Below are 18,377 nucleotides of genomic sequence, written 5' to 3' on the forward strand. Positions count from 1 at the left end.
CGATTTGCGAGCGCGCATGCCCCTCCCCGACAAGGACGCGCTGCTGCGCTGGATCCGAGAGAACCCCACGCACGCCTCCAAGCGCGACATCGCCCGCGCCTTCGACCTCAAGGGCGCCGACCGGATCGAACTCAAGCGCCTTCTGCGCGAACTGACCGAAGCCGGCGCCATCGACCGCAGCGCCAGGCGCTTTCGCCCGCCCGGCCATCTGCCCCCCGCGACCGTGCTGGTCGGAGACCGGATCGACCGCGACGGCGATCTGCTCGCCCGTCCGCTGCAATGGTCCGAACCCGGCGCGCCGCCGCCGATCCTCTACATCCCCCGCAAGGGCGACGCGGCGCTCGGGCCCGGCGACCGCTTCCTCGCCAAGCTCGCCCCGATCCACGAGGAGGACGGCCTGCGCTACGAGGCGCGGCTGATCCGCAAGCTGCAGGCCGGCGCGCCGCGCGCGCTCGGCGTGATCCGGCTGAGCGACGGCGGCGGGCGGGTCGTCCCCGTCGACAAGCGCGGCGAGGAGATGCGCGTCGAGCATCACGACCTCTGCGGCGCCGAGGAGGGCGAACTCGTCGAAGTCGAGGCGCTGGGCCCCGCGCGGCTCGGGCTGCGGCGGGTGCGGGTGGTCGAGCGGCTCGGCGACCCGTTCGGCCCGCGCGCCGTGTCGCTCATCGCCATCCACCAGCATCAGATCCCGACCGCCTTTCCCGCCGACGCGCTCGCCGAGGCCGAGGCCGCGCAACCCGCCTCGCTCGCAGGCCGGCTCGACCTGCGCGAGACGCCCCTTCTGACCATCGACCCGCCCGACGCGCGGGACCATGACGACGCGGTTGCGGCCCTGCCCGACGACGCGCCCGACAATCCCGGCGGCTGGCGCGTCTGGGTCGCCATCGCCGACGTGGCCCATTACGTCCGCCCCGGCTCGGCGCTCGACCGCGCGGCGCGCGAGCGCGGCAATTCCTGCTATTTCCCCGACCGCGTCGTGCCGATGTTGCCCGAGCGCCTGTCGGGCGATCTGTGCTCGCTGCACGAGGGCGAGGACCGGCCCGTGCTCGCGCTTCAGATGCGGCTGTCGGCGGACGGCCGCAAGCTCGACCACGCCTTCCACCGCGCCGTGATGCGCTCCGCCGCCTCGCTGACCTATGCGCAGGCGCAGGAGATCGCCGACGGCGCCGACCACGCCCTCGCCGCCCCGGTCCGCGATCTGTTCGCGGCTTACGCCTGCGCCGCGCAGGAACGGACGCGCCGCGCCCCGCTCGCGCTCGACCTGCCGGAGCGGCGGATCGTGCTCGACGAGATGGGCCATGTGACCTCGGTCGCCTTCCGCGAGCGCTTCGAGGCGCACCGGCTGATCGAGGAGTTCATGGTGCTCGCCAATGTCTGCGCCGCCGAGACGCTGGAGGCCGCGCGCCGCCCCCTCATCTACCGCGTCCACGAGGAGCCGGCGGCGGAGAAGCTCGACGCGCTGCGCGAGCAGGTGGAGACGGTCGGGCTGACGCTCGCCAAAGGTCAGGTCCTGCGCACCAGCCATTTCAACGCGCTGCTGGAGGCCGCGGAGGGCACGGAATTCGCCGAGCTCGTCAACATGGGCGTGCTGCGGGCGCAGACGCAGGCCTATTACAGCCCCGAGAATTTCGGCCATTTCGGGCTGCATCTGCGGGCCTACGCGCATTTCACCTCGCCGATCCGCCGCTACGCCGATCTCGTCGTGCATCGCGCGCTGATCGCCGCGCATCGCTGGGGCGCCGACGGCCAGACGCTTGAGGAGGCCGCGGGCCTCGCCCAGACCGCCGAGCACATCAGCCGCACCGAGCGCCGCGCCATGGAGGCCGAGCGCGACACCACCGACCGCTACCTCGCCGCCTTCCTCGCCGAGCGCGAAGGCGCCGAGTTCGACGCGAAAGTGTCGGGCGTGGCGCGGTTCGGCCTGTTCGTGAAGCTCGACGAGACCGGCGCGGACGGGATCGTGCCGATCTCGACGCTCGGCCGGGAATACTGGCGGTTCGACGCGGAGACGCTGACGCTGACCGGCGAGACCTCCGGCAAGGTGATCGGCATGGGCGCGCGCGCGCGGGTCCGGCTGGTCGAGGCCGCCCCGGTCTCGGGGGGCCTGCGCTTCGAATTGCTGGACGTCGAGGGGGCGGGGCGCATTCCCTCCGGCGGTCGCGGGCGCGGCGGCGCAGGCCCCCGCCGCAAACTCGGCGCGACGCGCGCCGCCGCGCTCAAGGCGGGCCGCAAGGGCAAGCGCACGCGGTGAGGCGCTTTCCGGCGTCTCGCGCGGCGACCGCACGCCCCGCCGACCGTCCGAGGACCTCCCCAACGCCGTCGGCGCGCGCCATCTGCGCCCGATCGGACCCGGTTCGGGAAATCAGGGCCCAGGCGCCCCGGGCGCGGCCCGCCCAGGCGTTGGAGGGGCGAAGCGCAACTCGGTGATCTGGCGATAGGTCTCGCGGGGGCGCAGGATCGGGCTGGGAAAGCCGGGATGGTTGATCGCGTCGGGCCAGCATTGCGGTTCGAGGCAAACGCCCGCATGCGGCCCGAGCGCCCGCCCGCCGACCCCCTCGGCGCGCCCCAGATGCGCGCCGTCATAGAGCTGCAAGCCCGGTTCGGTGGTGCGCAGCTCCATCGCCAGACCGTCCGGCGCCGACAGGCGAGCGGCGAAGCGGGGGGCGGCGGCGCGCGTTCGGCTCAGGACGAGGTTCACGTCGAGCGGCGCGCCGGCGTCGGCGAGCGGGCGCGCCGCCCGGAAATCGAAAGGCGTTCCCGCGACTGGCGCGACGTCGCCGGTCGGGATCAGCTCGGCGTCGGTCGGCGTATAGGCGTCGGCTGCGACATGCAGCGCGCAGACCCGCGCGTCGGGCCCGTCCTGCAGCGCGAAATAGGCGTGCTGGGCGAGGTTCATCAGCGTCGGCGCGTTGGTCTCGGCGGTCAGCTCGACGCGCAGGGTGGCGGGGCGCAGGAGGCGATAGACGCAGCGCGCGCGCACCCGCCCCGGATAGCCCGCTTCGCCGTCGTTCGAGACGAGGCTGAGCGCGACGGTCTCCGCCGTCGCCGCCTCGATCCGCCAGAGCCGCCGCCCGAACCCTTGCGCGCCGCCATGCAGGTGATGCGCCCCGTGGTTGCGCTCGAGCGCGCGCTCGGCGCCGTCGAGCGTGAAGCGACCCTGTGCGATGCGGTTGGCGCAGCGGCCCGCGACCACGCCGACATGGCCGGCGTCGCGCAGGTAGTCTTCGGGGTCGGCGAAGCCGAGCGCCAGAGGGCGGTCCACGCCGTCGAGGCGCAGGTCGCGGATGGCGGCGCCGAAGGTCAGGACGCGCATGGCGAGGCCGCCCGCCGCGAGGGCGACTTCCTCGATCTCGGCGCCGTCGGGCGCCGTGGCGACGCGCCGGCGGGCGCCGGGGGCGAGTCGGTCGATCATGCGCCGCAGTCTAGTGGGTCGGAGGCGCGCCGAGAATGCGCGTCGGACGCGGGTTCGCGCGGCGCTCCGCCGCGCTGCCAAGCGGATCCGCGCGACGCTCTCCAGCCCGGGCGCCGGCTCACCCGTCGACGCCGCGCGGGATCGCCAGCGGATCGCCGTCGCGCCCGACCGCCAGACGGTCGGCGGGGATGACGAGGGTCAGCGCATCCGGCGCGTCGAGCGCCGGGGCCGCCTCCCACCCATGCGTGCGCGCCAGATCGCGCACCGCAAGCAACATCGCCGAACCCGGCGCGTCGGCGAGCCGTTCGCGGCGCGGCGGCTCGGCCCGGAAATCCAGCGTCAGCGGCGCGCCGGGCCGTCCCAGCGTCGCGCGCAGCTCGAGCCGCGCCGTCGGGGCGGCGCGCTGCGCGACATAGGTCAGGCAGCGCTGGAACAGCAGCGGCGTCAGCCGCCAGTCGCCGAGCGCGCGCAGAGGCTGCGGCCCGAGCGCGCAGAACGGCGCGGGGCGCTGCGGCTGCGCGGCGCGCAGCCGCGACAGCGCCTCGCCGATGCAGGCGGCGAGGTCCACCGGCTCGGCTTCGATCTCCACTGGCGCGCGCGCTCCGTGTTCGAGCACGGTCGCGACCGTGTCGAGCAGCCGCCACACTTCCTCGGACGCCGCCTCGAGCGCCTGCCGCGCCGACGCCGAGCCGACCAGATCGGGCGCGCGCAACAGCGCGCCGAGCCGCGAGGCGATGCGGCCCGCCGGCGCGCCGACATCCTCTGCGATCACTTCGGCGATCACCCGCGCGCGGTCGCGCTCCGCCTCCAGCGCGCGCGCCGAGGACCTTTCGGCGGCGAGCGCGGCGGCGCGGATTTCAAGCTCCTCGGTCAGATGGGCGAAGCCGCGCAGCCCCTGCGACGGCGGCTGGGCGGCCACCATCACTCCGATCAGCGCGCGCCCCTCGCGCAACCCCTCCACCGCCGCGCGCAGCACGCCGCGATTGCCGCCGCGCGCGGGCCGCAGGCCGAGCGGGGTCGGCGCATCCTCGCCCTGCGCGCGCAAAAGCGCCGCCGCCAGCGTGGCGGCGTCGACGCCGAGTCGCTCGGCCACCGCCGCGAGGTCGAGCGCGGGGACCGCCGCGGGGCCGCGCGGCAGCGCCATCAGGTCGCGCGCAGCCCGGTTCGCGCCGGCCAGCGCCCCTTCTGGCGTCAGCAGCGCGATCGGAAGCGGCGCGCGGTCGAAAGCGGCGGCGGAGGCGGCGAGCAGGTCAGCCGGTGCGGAAATAGCTGCGCCCTCCGATGCTGCGGCCCGGCGCGTCCTCGTCGAAGCGGATCGAGACGACGCAGCGCCGGTCCCCGCGCGCGATCGCCTCGTCGATGCGGACATGCGCGAAGCCCAGATTCTCCGCCGCCATCCGTCCGAACACGGTGCTCGTCATCATGCACAGCGATTCGCGGCCCAGAACTTCGCGCCCGTAGGGGCAGCGCGTGTTCACCAGCACGACGCCCTGCGCGTCGATCGCCGCGATCGAGAAACCGCCGTCGATGCGACGCTTGAAATCCACCAGCGCCTCGGCGACCTGATCGAGGCGCATCTCGCCCCCGCCCGCGCGTCCGCGATACTCCGCGTCGATCGCCCGCCCGATCTTGTCGCCCACGACGGCGATGAAGCCCTGCGCCTGATCGAGGCCCACGACCTGCTCGATGGTCTCGGCGAGCGCGCCCACGACTTCCTGCAGGAAGTGCTCGCGGTCGTCCGGCGCTCGCGCGACGCTGCGCTCCATGGCGTGATCCCCGATATCGCCGCGACTCATCCCCCGGAAAAGCCGAACTCGACGTCTCCTTACTTCGGATCGCCAGCGCTGTGGATCAAGACATTGGGTTGAGAAGAGGGCCGAGATGCGGCGTCGGCCGGCGGTCGAGCGTGCGGCGGGCCTGCGCGCTGTCCGCGTCCATCTGCGCCACCAGCGCGTCGAGCCCGTCGAACACCGCTTCGGGCCGCTGGAAGTCGACCAGCGCCACCGACAGGCCGGCGCCGTAGAGATCGCCCCGAAAATCGAACAGATGCGTCTCCAGATTGGGCGCGTTGACGCCGAACATCGGCCGAACGCCCAGCGAGGCGACGCCGCGATAGGCGCCCGCATGCGGCCCGTCCAGCACGTCGGCGAGCACGGCGTAGACGCCGAACCGCGGCGCGAGCACGCCCTCGATCGGCAGGTTCGCCGTGGGATATCCCAGAGTGCGCCCGCGCTTCTCGCCATGGGCGACGCGGCCCTCGATGCGGTGCCAGTGACCGAGCATCCTGGCGGCGTCCTGCGGGCGCCCATCGGCGAGCGCCGCGCGGATCGCCGTGGAGGACACCGCCGCCGCCGCGCCGCCGACCAGATCGACCGCCGTCGCGCCGAAGCCGAGCCGCGCGCCTTCGGCCCGCAAGGTCGCGACATCGCCCGACCGCCCGCGCCCGAAACAGAAATCGGCGCCGACCGTCACATGCGCCACGCCGAGCCGCCCGACGAGCACCTGCTCGCAGAACTCAGCCGGACTCATCGCCGCCAGCGCCGCGTCGAAACGCATCTCGAAAAGCAGTTCGACGCCGAGCTTTTCGAGCCGTCGGGCGCGGGCCTGCGGGTCCATCAGTTCGAAGGGGGGGGATTCGGGCGCGAACCAGCGGCGCGGATGCGGCGCGAAGGTCGCGACGGCGAGCGGCGCGTCCGGGCGGGCGCGGCGCGCGGCCTCGATAACGGCCTGATGGCCGAGATGGACGCCGTCGAAGTTCCCCAGAGCCGCCGAGGCGCCGCGCTCCGCCGGCCCCGCCGCGCCGTCGCCGCGTATGGTGCGCATTCCGTCCCGTCGCGCCGCCGCTGGCGCGCCATGTCATTTGCGGCCTGCGGGCCGCCCCTGTGATCCGGGCAAGGGTATCGCCCGCTGCGCCGGAGCGCGCAAGGGCGAGCCGGCGGAGGCGATGGCGGGGTTCAGTCGAACTTGGCGGAGGGCGCCAGCACCATCGCCTCGCCCTTGAGCACCGGCTTGCCTTCGACGAGGCAGACGCAGTCGAGCGTCACCCGGCGCTTGCCGTAATCGATGGCGGCCACGGTCACGCTCGCCTCGACGAGGTCGCCGGGGCGGACCGGGGCGAGGAAGGTCAGCGACTGCTTGAGATAGATCGTGCCGTGGCCGGGAAGCTGCTCGCCGATCACCGCCGAGATCAGCGAGGCGGTCAGCATGCCATGCGCGATGCGCCCGCCGAAGATGGTGTCGCGGGCGTAGTCGTCGTCGAAATGCACCGGATTGCGGTCGCCGGAGATCCGCCCGAACATCTCCAGATCGGCGTCCTCGATGACCTTGCGCAGCCCGCGCGACATGCCGACCTCGATGTCCTCGATGCAGACCGTGCCGCGCTGTATGTCGCCGAAAACACCCGAATCCAGCATGTCTCTCTCTCCTGTCGCCCGCATGCTCAGGTGATGCCATGTTGCGCATGCGAAAGCAAGTCGCGCGCAACATCCTTCAGTTTTTTTTGGGCGGGCGGAAACTTTGTTGCGGTCGTCGCGCGGCGTCGGCCTGCCGCCCGACCTCCTCGCAAGGTCCGGCGGCCCGACCTCCGGCGCTCTCGGCGCCCGCTTTACCTCGGCGTTCCGCCGGGGCATCGTCGCCCGCGCCGCAGCACCGAAAGCCCGCCCCGATGCCCCAGCCCAGCATCCACTTCACCGCCTCGGAGGCGCCGGACGCGCAGGCGGCGCTCGCCGCGCTGGTGGCGCGCTACGGCCAGACGTCGCGCGATTCGGCCGGGTTCATCGTGGCGCTCGGCGGCGACGGGCACATGCTGCACACGCTGCATGAGGCCATCGACATCGCCGCGCCGGTCTACGGCATGAATCGCGGCACGGTCGGCTTCCTGATGAACGATTACGCCGAGGCGAACCTGCCCGAGCGCCTCGCCGCCGCCGAGCGCTTCGCGATCAACCCGCTGCGGATGCGCGCCACCGACATCCGCGGCGGGGTCACCGAGGAACTCGCGATCAACGAAGTGTCGCTGCTGCGCATGGCCCATCAGGCGGCGCGGCTGCGCATCTCCATCGACGGGCGCGAGCGCATGGCGATGCTGGTGGCCGACGGGATCATCGTCTCGACCCCCGCCGGCTCGACCGCCTACAACCTCTCGGCGCATGGGCCGATCCTGCCCATCGAGGCGGAGATGATGGCGCTGACCCCGGTCGCCGCCTTCCGCCCGCGGCGCTGGCGCGGGGCGATCCTGCCGCGCGGGGCGCAGGTCCGCATCGACGTGCTCGACCCCGAGCGCCGGCCAGTGCTGGCCGTCGCCGACTATTTCGAAGCGCCGGAAGTGACCTCGGTCGAGGTCGCCTTCGACCTCGCCATCCGGATCGAGCTGCTCTTCGATCCGGGCCACGGGCTGAGCGAGCGGCTGTTGCGCGAGCAGTTCGCCTGAGCGCGTTCAGACGCCCCGGCGCGACAGCTGCACGGCGGCGATGCCGGCGCTGATCACCGCGACCCCGGCGAAATCGAGCCAGCCGACGCGCTCGCCGAGGAGCGCCGCGGCGATCGCCACGCCGAAGGCCGGGTTGAGGAAATGCCAGCTCGACGCCGCCGTCGCGCCGACCCGGCGCACCAGCGCGAACCAGATCAGCGTCGCCGCGACCCCGGCCACCAGCGTCGTGTAGGCGAAGGCGAGGGCGAGCGAGAGGGTCGGGCGGACATCCGCCGCGCTCTCCCAGACCAGCCCGAGCGGCGCCAGCGCCATGGCGCCCACCAGCATCTGCAGACCCACCGCCATCGCCACGCCGCCGCCGAGCGAGATCGACCGCGCCGCGAGCGTCGCCACCGCCAGCGCGACCAGCGCGACCACGCACAGCCCCACGCCGAGCGGATCGACGCCGCCCGCGATCCGCCCGCCCATGATCAGCCCCACCCCCGCGAAGCCCGCCGCCAGCCCCAAGGCGCCGAGACGGTTGAGCCTTTCGCCGAAGGCGATCCGGCTCAGCGCCGCCACCGCCAGCGGCAGCGCGCTCGCGATGATCGCGGCGAGCCCCGCCGGCACTTTCGTCATCGCGAGGAAGTTGAGCCCGAGATAGAGCGCGTTCTGGCACAGCCCGAACAGAAGGATCAGCGCCCAGGCCCGCCCGTCGCGCGGGAGCCGCTGTCCGAGCGCGAGCGCCAAAGCGATCGTGACGGCGCCCGCCAGCGCGAAGCGGGCGGTCAGCATCAGGAAGGGCGGCGCGTCGACCAGCGCGATCTTGGCCGAGGTGAAGGCCGAACTCCAGATCAGCGCGAAGCCGAGCCCCATCGCCACCGACAGCGGATCGAAGGCCCTGGGCGGGGCCGGCGCGCTCACAGAACCAGCCCGACGATCATCGCCGACAGCCCGAGCCCCGCTCCGGCGACCGCCGCCGCGTTCCAGATCGCCAGCCTGCGCAACTCGTCCTTCGCCTGCTCGGGCGACGCGTCCGAGCGGGCGAGCCTTCGGGCGCGGACGATGATCCAGCCGAGCCCGCCGACGCCCGCCAGCGCCAGCGCCGCGCCGATCCCGACCACGATGCCGCTCAGCATGGCCGCCCCATGATCGCCAGCCGCGACCACGGACGCCAGCGCGCGAGAATCCAGGCCAGATGCGCCCGCCGGAACGCCGCGCAGCCCGCCGTGCGCCGTCCCGGGCCCCGCATCACATGTACGAAGATCGCCGAACCCGCCCCCGGCGCGCAGGCCGCGTTCCAGTCCGTCTCGACGACGAGATCGTAGAGCGGATCGGCGCGGCGCATCCGCTCGGCTCCGAAGCCGCGCCCCAACCGCGTCAGACGGTTGTAGTCCGGGTCGGCGGGATCGTCGGACCAGCCCATGCGGGGCCCGATGGCGACGCGCGCAAGGCGCGCGCGGGGCGGCGCGACCCGGTCGGGCCGCCAGAAGACGCGCAGCAGGCGCAGCCGCGCGACCGGGCTCGCCCCGTCGCCCTCGCGCTTGTCCACCGCGAAGCCCGTCCGCCCGACCGAGACCGGAAAGCGCCGCCCCATGAAGCGCGCGCCCCAGCGCCCGACCGCCAGATCGCGCCTCACAGCAGATGGCCGCTCTTGGCCGCCTTGGTGGCCAGGTATCGCGCGTTCTGCGGCGTCTGGCCGACTTTCAGCGGCGCCCGCTCGACCACCGCGATCCCCGCCGCCGCCATCGCCGCGACCTTGCCGGGATTGTTGGTCATCAGCCGCACCGCCGAGAATCCCATCCGCCGCAGGATCGCAGCCCCGATGCGGAAATCGCGCTCGTCATCCTCGAAGCCGAGCCGGTGATTGGCCTCGACCGTGTCGAAGCCCGCATCCTGCAAGGCGTAGGCGCGCATCTTGTTGGCGAGCCCGATGCCGCGGCCTTCCTGATTGAGATAGAGCAGCACCCCGGCGCCCTCGGCCCCGATCTGGGCCAGCGCGGTCTGCAATTGCGGGCCGCAATCGCATTTCAGGCTGCCGATCACGTCGCCGGTGTAGCAGGCCGAATGCAGCCGCGTCAGCACCGGAGCGGCGCGCGACGGCGCGCCGATCTCGATGGCGTAATGCTCCTCGGCGCCGTCGCGCGGGCGGAACACATGGACCCGCGCGTCGAGCGACGTCTCGAGCGGCACGGGCGCGGCGGAGACGGGGTCGAGCAGCACCGCCGCCGCATCCGCCTCGGCCATCTCCGCGGCGTCGACCAGCGTCAGCCCCTGGGCCGCGGCCAGCGCCTCGGGATCGGCGACCGGCGCGACCAGCGCCGCCGGCAGGAGGCGCGCCTGCTTGCACAGCGTCAGCGCGAGGCGATGCGCCGCCGGGTCGCCCTCGCGCCGCGTCGCGAACGGGCCGATCAGCGGCGCGCGCAGCGCCTCTGCGGGGTCGATGGCGCCGCGCAGGCGCGCGGGGTCGATGTCGGGCGGCAGGATCAGGCGGGCGAGGTCGCCGTCATAGGCGCGCGCGCGCAGCGTCTCGGCGCGCCGCGCGCTCAGCGCCAGATCGACCGGCCCGAGCGCATGCAGCGCCGCCAGCCGCGCAGGGGCCGCCGTCTCCGCGGCGAGCGCGACCGCCCCCGCCGCGCCCGCGCGCAACGCCACCGGCGCTCCGATCCGCAGATCGGCGCGCGCGCGCGCGACGCGCTCTGCGACGGTGAGGCCCAGTTTCATGCGCGCTCAGATGGCACGGGCGCGCGGGCGCGGCAAGGCGCTGAAACAAACCGCGCTCCGGGCGCACATCGGCGTGAACCCGCCGCCGACCCGCTTGACTGCCGGCGCGCCGGTGACCGAGTCGTGGCTCAAACGGAGGTCTGGACATGAGCGCGATGAAGAAGATCCTGCTGATCGACGACGACGACGACCTGCGCGAGGCGCTGTCCGAACAACTCGCCCTCACCGAGGAGTTCGAGGTCGAAGAAGCGCCGACAGGGGCCGCCGGGCTCGAACGGGCGAAAGCCCAGCTGCGCGACCTGGTCATCCTCGACGTCGGCCTGCCCGACATCGACGGGCGCGAGGTGTGCCGGCTGATGCGCAAGGCCGGCGTGCGCTGCCCGGTGCTGATGCTGACCGGACACACGAGCGACAGCGACACGATCCTCGGCCTCGATTCGGGGGCGAACGACTACATTCCCAAGCCGTTCCGCTTCGCGGTGCTCCTCGCGCGCATCCGCGCCCAGCTGCGCCAGCACGAGCAGTCCGAGGACGCGGTCTTCGCGATCGGCCCCTACAGCTTCCGCCCCGCCCAGAAGGCGCTGATCGACGGCGAGGGCAAGCGCATCCGGCTGACCGAGAAGGAGACGGGGATCCTCAAATTCCTCTATCGCGCCGGCGAGCAGGTCGCGCCGCGCGACGTGTTGCTGCACGAAGTCTGGGGCTACAACGCCGGCGTCACCACCCACACGCTCGAGACCCACATCTACCGGCTGCGCCAGAAGATCGAGGCGAACCCCTCCGACGCGCGGCTCTTGGTCACCGAAGGCGGCGGCTACCGGCTGGCGCTCTGACGCGGTTCAGTCGAACAATTCCGGCGGCGCCTCGCCGCGGGGCGGCTCGGGCGCGCCGGCGGCGGCGCGGGCGTTGAGCAGGCCGGCCTCGCGCAACTCCTTCAGACCGGGCAGGTCGCGCGGGCTTTCGAGCCCGAAATGGTCGAGAAAGCCCGGCGTCGTGACGAAGGTGACCGGGCGGCCCGGCGACATCCGCCGCCGCCCGAGCCGCACCCAGTCGAGTTCGACCAGCAGGTCGAGCGTGCCCTTCGAGACGGCGACGCCCCGGATCTCCTCGATCTCGGCGCGGGTGACGGGCTGGTGATAGGCGACGATGGCCAGCGTCTCGATCGCGGCGCGGCTGAGCTTGCGGCTCTCGACCTGCTCGCGCCGCATCAGGAACCCCAGATCGGCGGCGGTGCGGAAGGCCCAGGCGTCGCCTATGCGGCGCAGCTCGACGCCCCGCCCGGCGTAGCGCGCCGCCAGCGCCGCCAGCGCCGCCTCGGGGTCGGCGCCTTGCGGCATCCGGTCGGCCAGCGCCGCGGCGGTCATCGGCTCGGGCGACGCGAAGAGCAGCGCCTCGACCATCCGCTCCTGCTCGGGCAGTCCGGGCGGGGCGAACAGGATTTGCGAGAGATCGCCGCTCATGTCGCCTCCATCCTGCGGGTTCTCGCTGCGCGGCGCAGCCAGAGCGGCGCGAAGGGCGCGTCCTGACGCAGCTCCACTTCGCCGCGTTTGGCGAGCTCCAGCGTCGCCGCGAAGGTCGAGGCCAGCGCGCTGCGGCGGCGCTGGTCGTCGCCGCGCCAGTCGGGCGGCAGCCACGCCGCCAGCATGCCCCATTCCCCGGCGTCGCCCAGCATCTCGCGCAGCCGCGCCAGCGCCTCCTCGAGCGCCAGCACCGGCGCGCGCTTGAGGTGCAGCGGCGCATAGGCCTCGCGGGTCTTGAGCGCGGCGTAGGCGCGCAGCAGGTCCGAGAGCGTCGCGCTCCACTCGGTGCGCCTGCGCGCCGGCTGCGACTCGGCCTCGCCGCGCGAGAAGACATGCACGCCGAGCCGGTCGCGCGCCATCAGCCGCGCCGCGACCGTGCGGATCGCCTCCAGCCGCTCCAGCCGCCAGGCCAGCCGCGCCGCCATCTCCTCGCCCGAAGGTCCGCCATCGGCCTGCGGGGCGGGCAGCAGCAGGCGCGACTTCAGGAAGGCGAGCCACGCCGCCATCACCAGATAATCCGCCGCAAGCTCGATGCGCAGCCGCTGCGCCTGTTCGACGAAGCGCAGATACTGCTCGGCCAGCTGCAGGATCGAGACCTTGCGCAGATCGACGCGCTGGCCCCGCGCCAGCGTCAGCAGCAGATCGAGCGGGCCTTCGAAGCCGTCGACGTCGACGACCAGCGCCTCGGCCTCCACGTCCAGCGGCGCGAAGTCCTCAGGCATGGACGGGCTCCGCCGCCAGCGCCCGCAGGCGCGCTTCGGCAAGCGCGGCGTCGAACGGCTCGGGCGGGCGCCGGGCGGCCAGCGCCGCCTCGGCCCGCGCCAGCGTCGCGCCGGCGAGCGGGCCGACAGCGCCCGCCACGGCCTCCATTTCGTCCATCAGCCCGTTGCAATGCAGGATCACGTCGCAGCCGGCGCGCAAGGCGGCGTCGCAGCGCGCCGCCATCGGGCCGGCCAGCGCGCGCATCGAGACGTCGTCGCTCATCAGCAGGCCGCGAAAGCCGAGCGTCTCGCGGATCAGGCCGATCACGACCGGCGAGAGCGTCGCGCAGGCCTCCGCGTCGAGCGCGGTGTAGAGCACATGCGCGGTCATCCCGAACGGCGCGTCGGCATGGGGCGCGAAAGCGGCGAAATCGGCCTCCAGCGCGGCGCGCGGCGCGTCCACCACCGGCAGCGCCTCGTGGCTGTCGGCGCCGGCGCGGCCATGGCCGGGCAGATGCTTGATCACCGGCGCGACGCCCCCGGCCTCCAGCCCGCGCCGCACGGCGCCGCCCAGACGCGCGACGGTCGCCGGGTCCGTCCCCAGCGCGCGGGCGCCGATCACGGGATGGGCGCCTTGTTGCGGCACGTCGAGCACCGGGGCGCAGTTCACGTCGATCCCGACGGCGCGCAACTCGGCGGCGATGAGGCGATAGCGCAGCTCCAGCGCCTCCTCCGCCGCCTCGGGCGGGCAGGCGGCGAGCATGGTTCCGACATCGGCCCAGCGGCGCCAGTGCGGCGGCGTCAGCCGCGCGACGCGTCCGCCCTCCTGATCGATCAGAATGGGCGCGTCGCGGCCCACGCAGGCGCGCAACTCGGCGGTCAGCGCGCGCAGCTGCGCGGGGTCGGCGACGTTGCGGGCGAACAGGATGAAGCCGAAAGGGTCGGCGTCGGCGAAGAAGGCGCGCTCGGCCTGCGTCAGTGCGAGGCCCGAGCACCCGTAGATCGCGGCGGACGGGCCGGATGCGGTGGGGCCGGCTGCGGTCGGGACAGGCGCCGGCGCGGCCATGTCAGCCGCCCCTCGCCACGCACTCCTCGCCGCGCGCCTTCAGCGCGTCGCAGACGGCGCTGGCGTCGGCCCGGCGCTCGAACCCCGCGGCGCGCAACAGCCAAAGATTCCGCCCGCCCGAGACGATCGGCGAGATCACCGGCTCCCGACCCGCCATCAGATCGCCGTTGCGGGCGCGGAACGCGGCCCACATCCGCTCGGCGTCGCCGCGCGTGAGGTAAGCGCCGATCTCCAGATTCGCCCCGTCCGGCTGCGCGACGGCGGCTTGCGCCGCAGCCGGTTGGGCCCGCGCGGGCTCGGCGGGGGAGTAGGAAGCCTGAAGGACGGGAACGCCGGATTCGGAAGCCGCGGGGCGCGCGGCGGCGGCGCGCGGGGGGCGCGGCGGCGCGACCGGGCTCGACCTCGGCGCCGCGGGCCCGGGCGCGTCGAACGCGGTCGCGCCGGCGTCCTCGAGCACCAGCGCCACGAGGCGGTCGACTTCCCCGCCCGCCGACGGGGGAAGCTCGGCGTGACTGGCGAGTTCGTCCTCAGGCGCAGGCGCGGCGGCGTCCGGGGCCGCAGAAGGTTCGGGCGCGATTTCGGGCGCGCTCGCGGGTTCGGCGGCGACCGGGGCGGCGGCGCGCTCGGCCAGCGCGGCGAGCCGCGCTGCGGGGAGGTCCTCGTCGGTGGGCCGCTCCGGCGCCGGGGCGAGGGCGATCCCGGTCGGGGCGGCGCCGCCTGCGTCGATCACGTCGTAGACGCTGCGGTCCTGATGCGCGAAGCGGGCGCCGCCGGGCGTGTCGGGGCGCATCTTCGTCTCGCCCGCGAGCGCCCGGATCACCGGGACTTCCGCCGCGTCGCGCATGCCGAGCTGGTAGATCCAGACCACCGTCGCGCCCAGCAGGCACAGCGACAGCCCGGCCCCCAGAACGGGCCGCCAGCCGCCCGCCGGACGGGTTTCGTCTTCGGAGTCGAATGTCTCGTCGTCCCGCATCGCGCCGGATCGCCTGTATCACAGGGGAGGGAGCGCACGCCGTCCGCCGCCTCCGGGTGATCGGAAAGGCGCGTCGCCGCGCCTGCTCTGCTCAAGCTCCGGAGGCCGGCGACGTCAACGCGTCACATCTCTTCCACCGCAGCGACGCCGAGGATAGCAAGTCCGGCGCAAATGACAACCGAAACGGCGCGCGCCAGCGCCAATCGCGCCGCATCGCCCTCGGGCGCGCCCTGCACCACGCGCAGCGCCGGCTCGTCGCGCGCGGCGTTGTAGAGGCTGTGGAACTCCGAGGCGAGTTCGTGCAGGAAAAACGCGATGCGGTGCGGCTCGTGCGCCGCCGCCGCCTGCTCGACCTGCCGGGGCCATTCGGCGAGCTTGCGCGCCATCGCCACTTGCGCGGGATGGGTCAGCGTCTCGAGCGCGGCGCCCGCCAGCGCGCGGTCCGAGGCGTCGAGCTCCGCCTCGCCCGCCATGCGCAGCATCGAGGCGATGCGGGCGTTGGCGTAATGGACGTAGAAGACCGGGTTGTCCTTCGACTGCTCCATCGCCTTGGCGAAGTCGAAATCGAGCGCCGCGTCGTTCTTGCGCATCAGCATCACGAAGCGGGTCACGTCCGCGCCGACTTCGGCGATCACGTCGCGCAGGGTGACGAAACTTCCCGCGCGCTTGCTCATCTTGAACGGCTCGCCGTTCTTGTAGAGCTTCACGAGCTGGCACAGTTTCACGTCGAGTTCGACGCGGTTGTCCGACAGCGCCGCCACCGCCGCCTTCATCCGCCGGACATAGCCGCTGTGATCGGCGCCGAACACGTCGATCAGCAGATCGTAGCCGCGTTCGATCTTGTCGAAATGATAGGCGATGTCGGGGGCGAAATAGGTCCAGCTTCCGTCCGACTTCTTCAGCGGGCGGTCGGTGTCGTCGCCGAACTGCGTCGAGCGGAACAGGGTCTGGGGGCGCGGCTCCCAATCCTCGGGCGTCTTGCCCTTGGGCGGCTCCAGCACGCCGACATGGATCAGCCCGGCCTCGTCCAGCCGCTTCAGCGCCGCCTCGATCAGCCCTGTGTCGTAGAGCGACCGCTCCGAGAAATAACGGTCCATCCTCACGCCGAGCAGGTCGAGATCGGACCGGATCGCCGCCATCATCCGCTCGATGGCGAATTCGCGCACGTCGGGCAGCCAGGACTCCTCCGGCAGGTCCATCAGCGCGTCGCCGAACTGCTCCGACAGCGCCTCGCCCACCGCGACGAGATAGTCGCCGGGGTAAAGGCCGGCGGGGATTTCAACCGCCTCGCCGCGCGCCTCGCGGTAGCGCAGATAGGCCGAGCGCGCGAGCACGTCGACCTGCGCGCCGCCGTCGTTGACGTAGTATTCCCGCGTGACCTCCCAGCCGGCGAAATGCAGCAGGTTGGCCAGCGCGTCGCCGAACACCGCGCCGCGGGTGTGGCCGACATGCAGAGGGCCGGTCGGGTTGGCCGAGACGAACTCGACATTGACGCGCCTGCCCGCGCCCATTTCCGAGCGGCCGTAGAGCAGCCCCGCCTCCAGCGCGTCGCGCGCCGCTTCGAGCCAGCAGATCGGGGCGAGGCGAAGGTTGATGAAGCCGGGGCCGGCGACCTCGGCGGCCGTCACGCGCGGGTCGCCGGCGAGGCGGGCTGCGAGCGGCTCGGCGATGGCGCGGGGGCTCAGCCCGGCGGCTTTGGCCAGCGCCATCGCGGCGTTGGTCGCCATGTCGCCATGGGCGGGGTCGCGCGGCGGCTCGACCTGCACGGGCGACAGGTCGAGACCACCGGGCAGGACGCCTTCGGCGGCCAGCGCGGACAGGCTCTCGACGACCAGAACGCGGATGTCGGCGAACAGGTTCATGGCGGACCGCCCTTCGGATTGCTGCGCGCCCGCCCTCTAGCGCAGAACGCCGGGCCGCGCAAAGCGGGGGCCGCCGTCGACCGGCCCGTCGCGCGTTAGCGCCCGCTCATTGCAAGCGCGCCATGAAAAAAGCCGCCTTCCCTTCGGAAGGCGGCTTCGGTGCGGCCTCTGGCGGCCGGTTCAGGCGGCGCGGCGCACCAGAGCGGTCTCGATGCGCTCGGCGGCGGTCGCGTCGTCGAGGCGCTCGACCGCGGCGACTTCGCGGGTCAGACGCTCCAGCGCCGCCTCGTAGAGCTGGCGCTCGGAATAGGACTGCTCGGGCTGGTCGCCGCCGCGATGCAGGTCGCGCACGACTTCCGCGATCGAGAGCAGATCGCCCGAATTGATCTTCTGCTCGTATTCCTGCGCCCGGCGCGACCACATCGCGCGCTTCACGCGGGCGCGGCCCTTCAGCGTCTGGAGCGCCTTCTCGACGATGTCGGGCGAGGACAGCGAGCGCATCCCCACCGAATTCGCCTTGGCGGTCGGCACGCGGAGGGTCATCTTCTCCTTGTCGAAGGAAATCACGAACATCTCGAGCCGGCAGCCCGCGATCTCCTGCTCCTCGATGGACAGGATGCGCCCGACGCCATGGGCCGGGTAGACCACGAAATCGTCGGGGTGGAAGTCGCCGCGCCGCTGGGTCGGTTTCTTGGTCATGATTTCTCCCGTTCGGTCTCGCCGCGCTTGCGCAGGGCACAGTCAAAAAGACGCCACTGCCCTCATCCCCGTTCGGGGACGCCAAGGCGCGGCGTCAGGAGAGCGAAGATCAGGTCTGGACAGTCGTGTCGGTCATGCGCGCCGCCGAAGCCCCGATCTTCGAGTGTGACCTCAATATAACATCCCCGAGGCCGGAATCCTACTGCGCCGCGACAAAATTTCCGGAGACTTCAGTGCGTGTGCGCCAAGGTCTTGAACCGATTGATCGAAAGCTGCGGGCCCCGACGTTCAGTCGCCCTCGCCGGGGGCCTCTGAGAAGTAGCGTTCGAATTTTTCCGATTCGCCGTCATACTTCTCCGCGTCCGGCATCGGATCGCGCTTGGTGGTCAGCACGGGCCAGAGACCGGCGTATTTCGTGTTGACCTCGAGCCATTTCTCGAGGCCGGGCTCGGTGTCGGGCTTGATGGCGTCGGCGGGGCATTCGGGTTCGCAGACGCCGCAATCGATGCACTCGTCGGGGTGGATGACGAGCATGTTCTCGCCTTCGTAGAAGCAGTCGACCGGGCAGACCTCGACGCAATCGGTGTATTTGCACCGGATGCAGTTGTCGGTGACGACATAGGTCATGGGCGGCGACTCCAGCGAAAACGCGTGTCCGGGGTTGTAAGCAGGCGAACGGAGGGCTTCAAGGGGGGCCTTCGCCTGCGTCCGGCGCGGCGTCGGCGGGCGGGTCGCGGTCGACATAGAGCGCCTGGGCCTCGGCGGCGGGGCCGCGTCTGTCGCCGAGCGCGGCGACTTCGATCACCCGGATGCGCCCGGCCTGCGCGAAGGTCAGCACGTCGCCCGTCTTGAGGCCGGCGCCCGGCTTGGCGACGCGCTGGCCGTTCACGCGCAGGCCCTTCGCCGCGGCCTCCGCAGCGAGGCTGCGGGTGCGGAAAAAGCGCGCGCGCCACAGCCAGACGTCGAGGCGCGCGCGCGGGGGGCCGTCGGCGTCGCTCACGCGCCGCCCTCG

At 73.0% G+C, this 18,377-nt stretch carries 20 protein-coding genes; 3 read left to right on the forward strand and 17 right to left on the reverse strand.

Annotated features, from left to right (window positions below; all coding sequences use genetic code 11):
* Positions 1-16 precede the first annotated feature (16 nt).
* Positions 17-2,251: a ribonuclease R gene (gene rnr / locus V7Q31_RS05830; protein ID WP_333832746.1), complete on the forward strand. Its 2,235-nt coding sequence runs from the start codon at positions 17-19 to the stop codon at positions 2,249-2,251.
* Between the two features lie 111 nt (positions 2,252-2,362).
* Here the strand turns inward: rnr and V7Q31_RS05835 are convergent, their stop codons facing one another.
* The 5 genes from V7Q31_RS05835 to V7Q31_RS05855 form a co-directional block, all read right to left on the reverse strand.
* On the reverse strand, positions 2,363-3,412 hold the full coding sequence (locus V7Q31_RS05835; protein ID WP_333832747.1) for an aldose epimerase family protein: 1,050 nt from the start codon (positions 3,410-3,412) through the stop codon (positions 2,363-2,365).
* A gap of 118 nt (positions 3,413-3,530) precedes the next feature.
* Positions 3,531-4,556: a hypothetical protein gene (locus V7Q31_RS05840; RefSeq protein WP_333832748.1), complete on the reverse strand. Its 1,026-nt coding sequence runs from the start codon at positions 4,554-4,556 to the stop codon at positions 3,531-3,533.
* Between the two features lie 106 nt (positions 4,557-4,662).
* Positions 4,663-5,178, reverse strand: a complete 516-nt coding sequence (locus tag V7Q31_RS05845; RefSeq protein ID WP_333832749.1) for a methanogen output domain 1-containing protein — start codon at positions 5,176-5,178, stop codon at positions 4,663-4,665.
* An 85-nt stretch (positions 5,179-5,263) separates the two neighbouring features.
* Positions 5,264-6,235: a bifunctional riboflavin kinase/FAD synthetase gene (locus V7Q31_RS05850; RefSeq protein WP_333832750.1), complete on the reverse strand. Its 972-nt coding sequence runs from the start codon at positions 6,233-6,235 to the stop codon at positions 5,264-5,266.
* Between the two features lie 131 nt (positions 6,236-6,366).
* On the reverse strand, positions 6,367-6,825 hold the full coding sequence (locus V7Q31_RS05855; protein ID WP_333832751.1) for a MaoC family dehydratase: 459 nt from the start codon (positions 6,823-6,825) through the stop codon (positions 6,367-6,369).
* A 251-nt stretch (positions 6,826-7,076) separates the two neighbouring features.
* Here V7Q31_RS05855 and V7Q31_RS05860 point away from each other — a divergent pair, with 251 nt between their 5' ends.
* On the forward strand, positions 7,077-7,841 hold the full coding sequence (locus tag V7Q31_RS05860) for an NAD kinase (RefSeq protein WP_333832752.1): 765 nt from the start codon (positions 7,077-7,079) through the stop codon (positions 7,839-7,841).
* Between the two features lie 6 nt (positions 7,842-7,847).
* Here the strand turns inward: V7Q31_RS05860 and V7Q31_RS05865 are convergent, their stop codons facing one another.
* Genes V7Q31_RS05865 through ribA form a run of 4 tightly spaced genes read right to left on the reverse strand, consistent with a single transcriptional unit; the run spans position 7,848 to position 10,544 of the window.
* Complete coding sequence (locus V7Q31_RS05865; protein WP_333832778.1) at positions 7,848-8,696, reverse strand: DMT family transporter; 849 nt, start codon at positions 8,694-8,696, stop codon at positions 7,848-7,850.
* A gap of 44 nt (positions 8,697-8,740) precedes the next feature.
* Complete coding sequence (locus V7Q31_RS05870) at positions 8,741-8,959, reverse strand: hypothetical protein (protein ID WP_333832753.1); 219 nt, start codon at positions 8,957-8,959, stop codon at positions 8,741-8,743.
* Positions 8,953-9,459, reverse strand: coding sequence for a L,D-transpeptidase family protein (locus V7Q31_RS05875; protein WP_333832754.1), 507 nt, complete (start codon positions 9,457-9,459; stop codon positions 8,953-8,955). The genes V7Q31_RS05870 and V7Q31_RS05875 overlap by 7 nt, the downstream gene beginning before the upstream one ends.
* Complete coding sequence (gene ribA, locus V7Q31_RS05880) at positions 9,456-10,544, reverse strand: GTP cyclohydrolase II (protein WP_333832755.1); 1,089 nt, start codon at positions 10,542-10,544, stop codon at positions 9,456-9,458. Before ribA ends, V7Q31_RS05875 begins: the two co-directional genes overlap by 4 nt.
* Positions 10,545-10,690: 146 nt before the next feature.
* Between ribA and V7Q31_RS05885 the strand changes: the two genes are divergently transcribed.
* Positions 10,691-11,377: a response regulator transcription factor gene (locus V7Q31_RS05885; RefSeq protein ID WP_333832756.1), complete on the forward strand. Its 687-nt coding sequence runs from the start codon at positions 10,691-10,693 to the stop codon at positions 11,375-11,377.
* A 6-nt stretch (positions 11,378-11,383) separates the two neighbouring features.
* Here the strand turns inward: V7Q31_RS05885 and scpB are convergent, their stop codons facing one another.
* The 8 genes from scpB to V7Q31_RS05925 form a co-directional block, all read right to left on the reverse strand.
* Positions 11,384-12,004, reverse strand: a complete 621-nt coding sequence (gene scpB, locus V7Q31_RS05890) for an SMC-Scp complex subunit ScpB (protein WP_333832757.1) — start codon at positions 12,002-12,004, stop codon at positions 11,384-11,386.
* Positions 12,001-12,786, reverse strand: a complete 786-nt coding sequence (locus V7Q31_RS05895) for a segregation and condensation protein A (RefSeq protein WP_333832758.1) — start codon at positions 12,784-12,786, stop codon at positions 12,001-12,003. The genes scpB and V7Q31_RS05895 overlap by 4 nt, the downstream gene beginning before the upstream one ends.
* Positions 12,779-13,831, reverse strand: coding sequence for a beta-N-acetylhexosaminidase (nagZ, locus tag V7Q31_RS05900; RefSeq protein ID WP_333832759.1), 1,053 nt, complete (start codon positions 13,829-13,831; stop codon positions 12,779-12,781). The genes V7Q31_RS05895 and nagZ overlap by 8 nt, the downstream gene beginning before the upstream one ends.
* 1 nt (position 13,832) lies before the next feature.
* A complete protein-coding gene (locus V7Q31_RS05905) occupies positions 13,833-14,804 on the reverse strand; it encodes an SPOR domain-containing protein (protein ID WP_333832760.1) in 972 nt (323 codons plus the stop codon).
* Positions 14,805-14,926: 122 nt separating this feature from the next.
* Entirely contained in the window at positions 14,927-16,666 is a 1,740-nt protein-coding gene (gene argS / locus V7Q31_RS05910) for an arginine--tRNA ligase (protein WP_333832761.1), read from the reverse strand.
* Positions 16,667-16,846: 180 nt separating this feature from the next.
* A complete protein-coding gene (locus tag V7Q31_RS05915; RefSeq protein ID WP_333832762.1) occupies positions 16,847-17,365 on the reverse strand; it encodes a CarD family transcriptional regulator in 519 nt (172 codons plus the stop codon).
* Positions 17,366-17,653: 288 nt separating this feature from the next.
* Complete coding sequence (gene fdxA / locus V7Q31_RS05920) at positions 17,654-17,992, reverse strand: ferredoxin FdxA (protein ID WP_333832763.1); 339 nt, start codon at positions 17,990-17,992, stop codon at positions 17,654-17,656.
* Positions 17,993-18,050: 58 nt separating this feature from the next.
* On the reverse strand, positions 18,051-18,365 hold the full coding sequence (locus V7Q31_RS05925; protein WP_333832764.1) for an RNA-binding S4 domain-containing protein: 315 nt from the start codon (positions 18,363-18,365) through the stop codon (positions 18,051-18,053).
* Positions 18,366-18,377 lie beyond the last annotated feature (12 nt).

The sequence above is a fragment of the Rubrimonas sp. genome, assembly GCF_036788415.1.
Taxonomy (GTDB): domain Bacteria; phylum Pseudomonadota; class Alphaproteobacteria; order Rhodobacterales; family Rhodobacteraceae; genus Rubrimonas.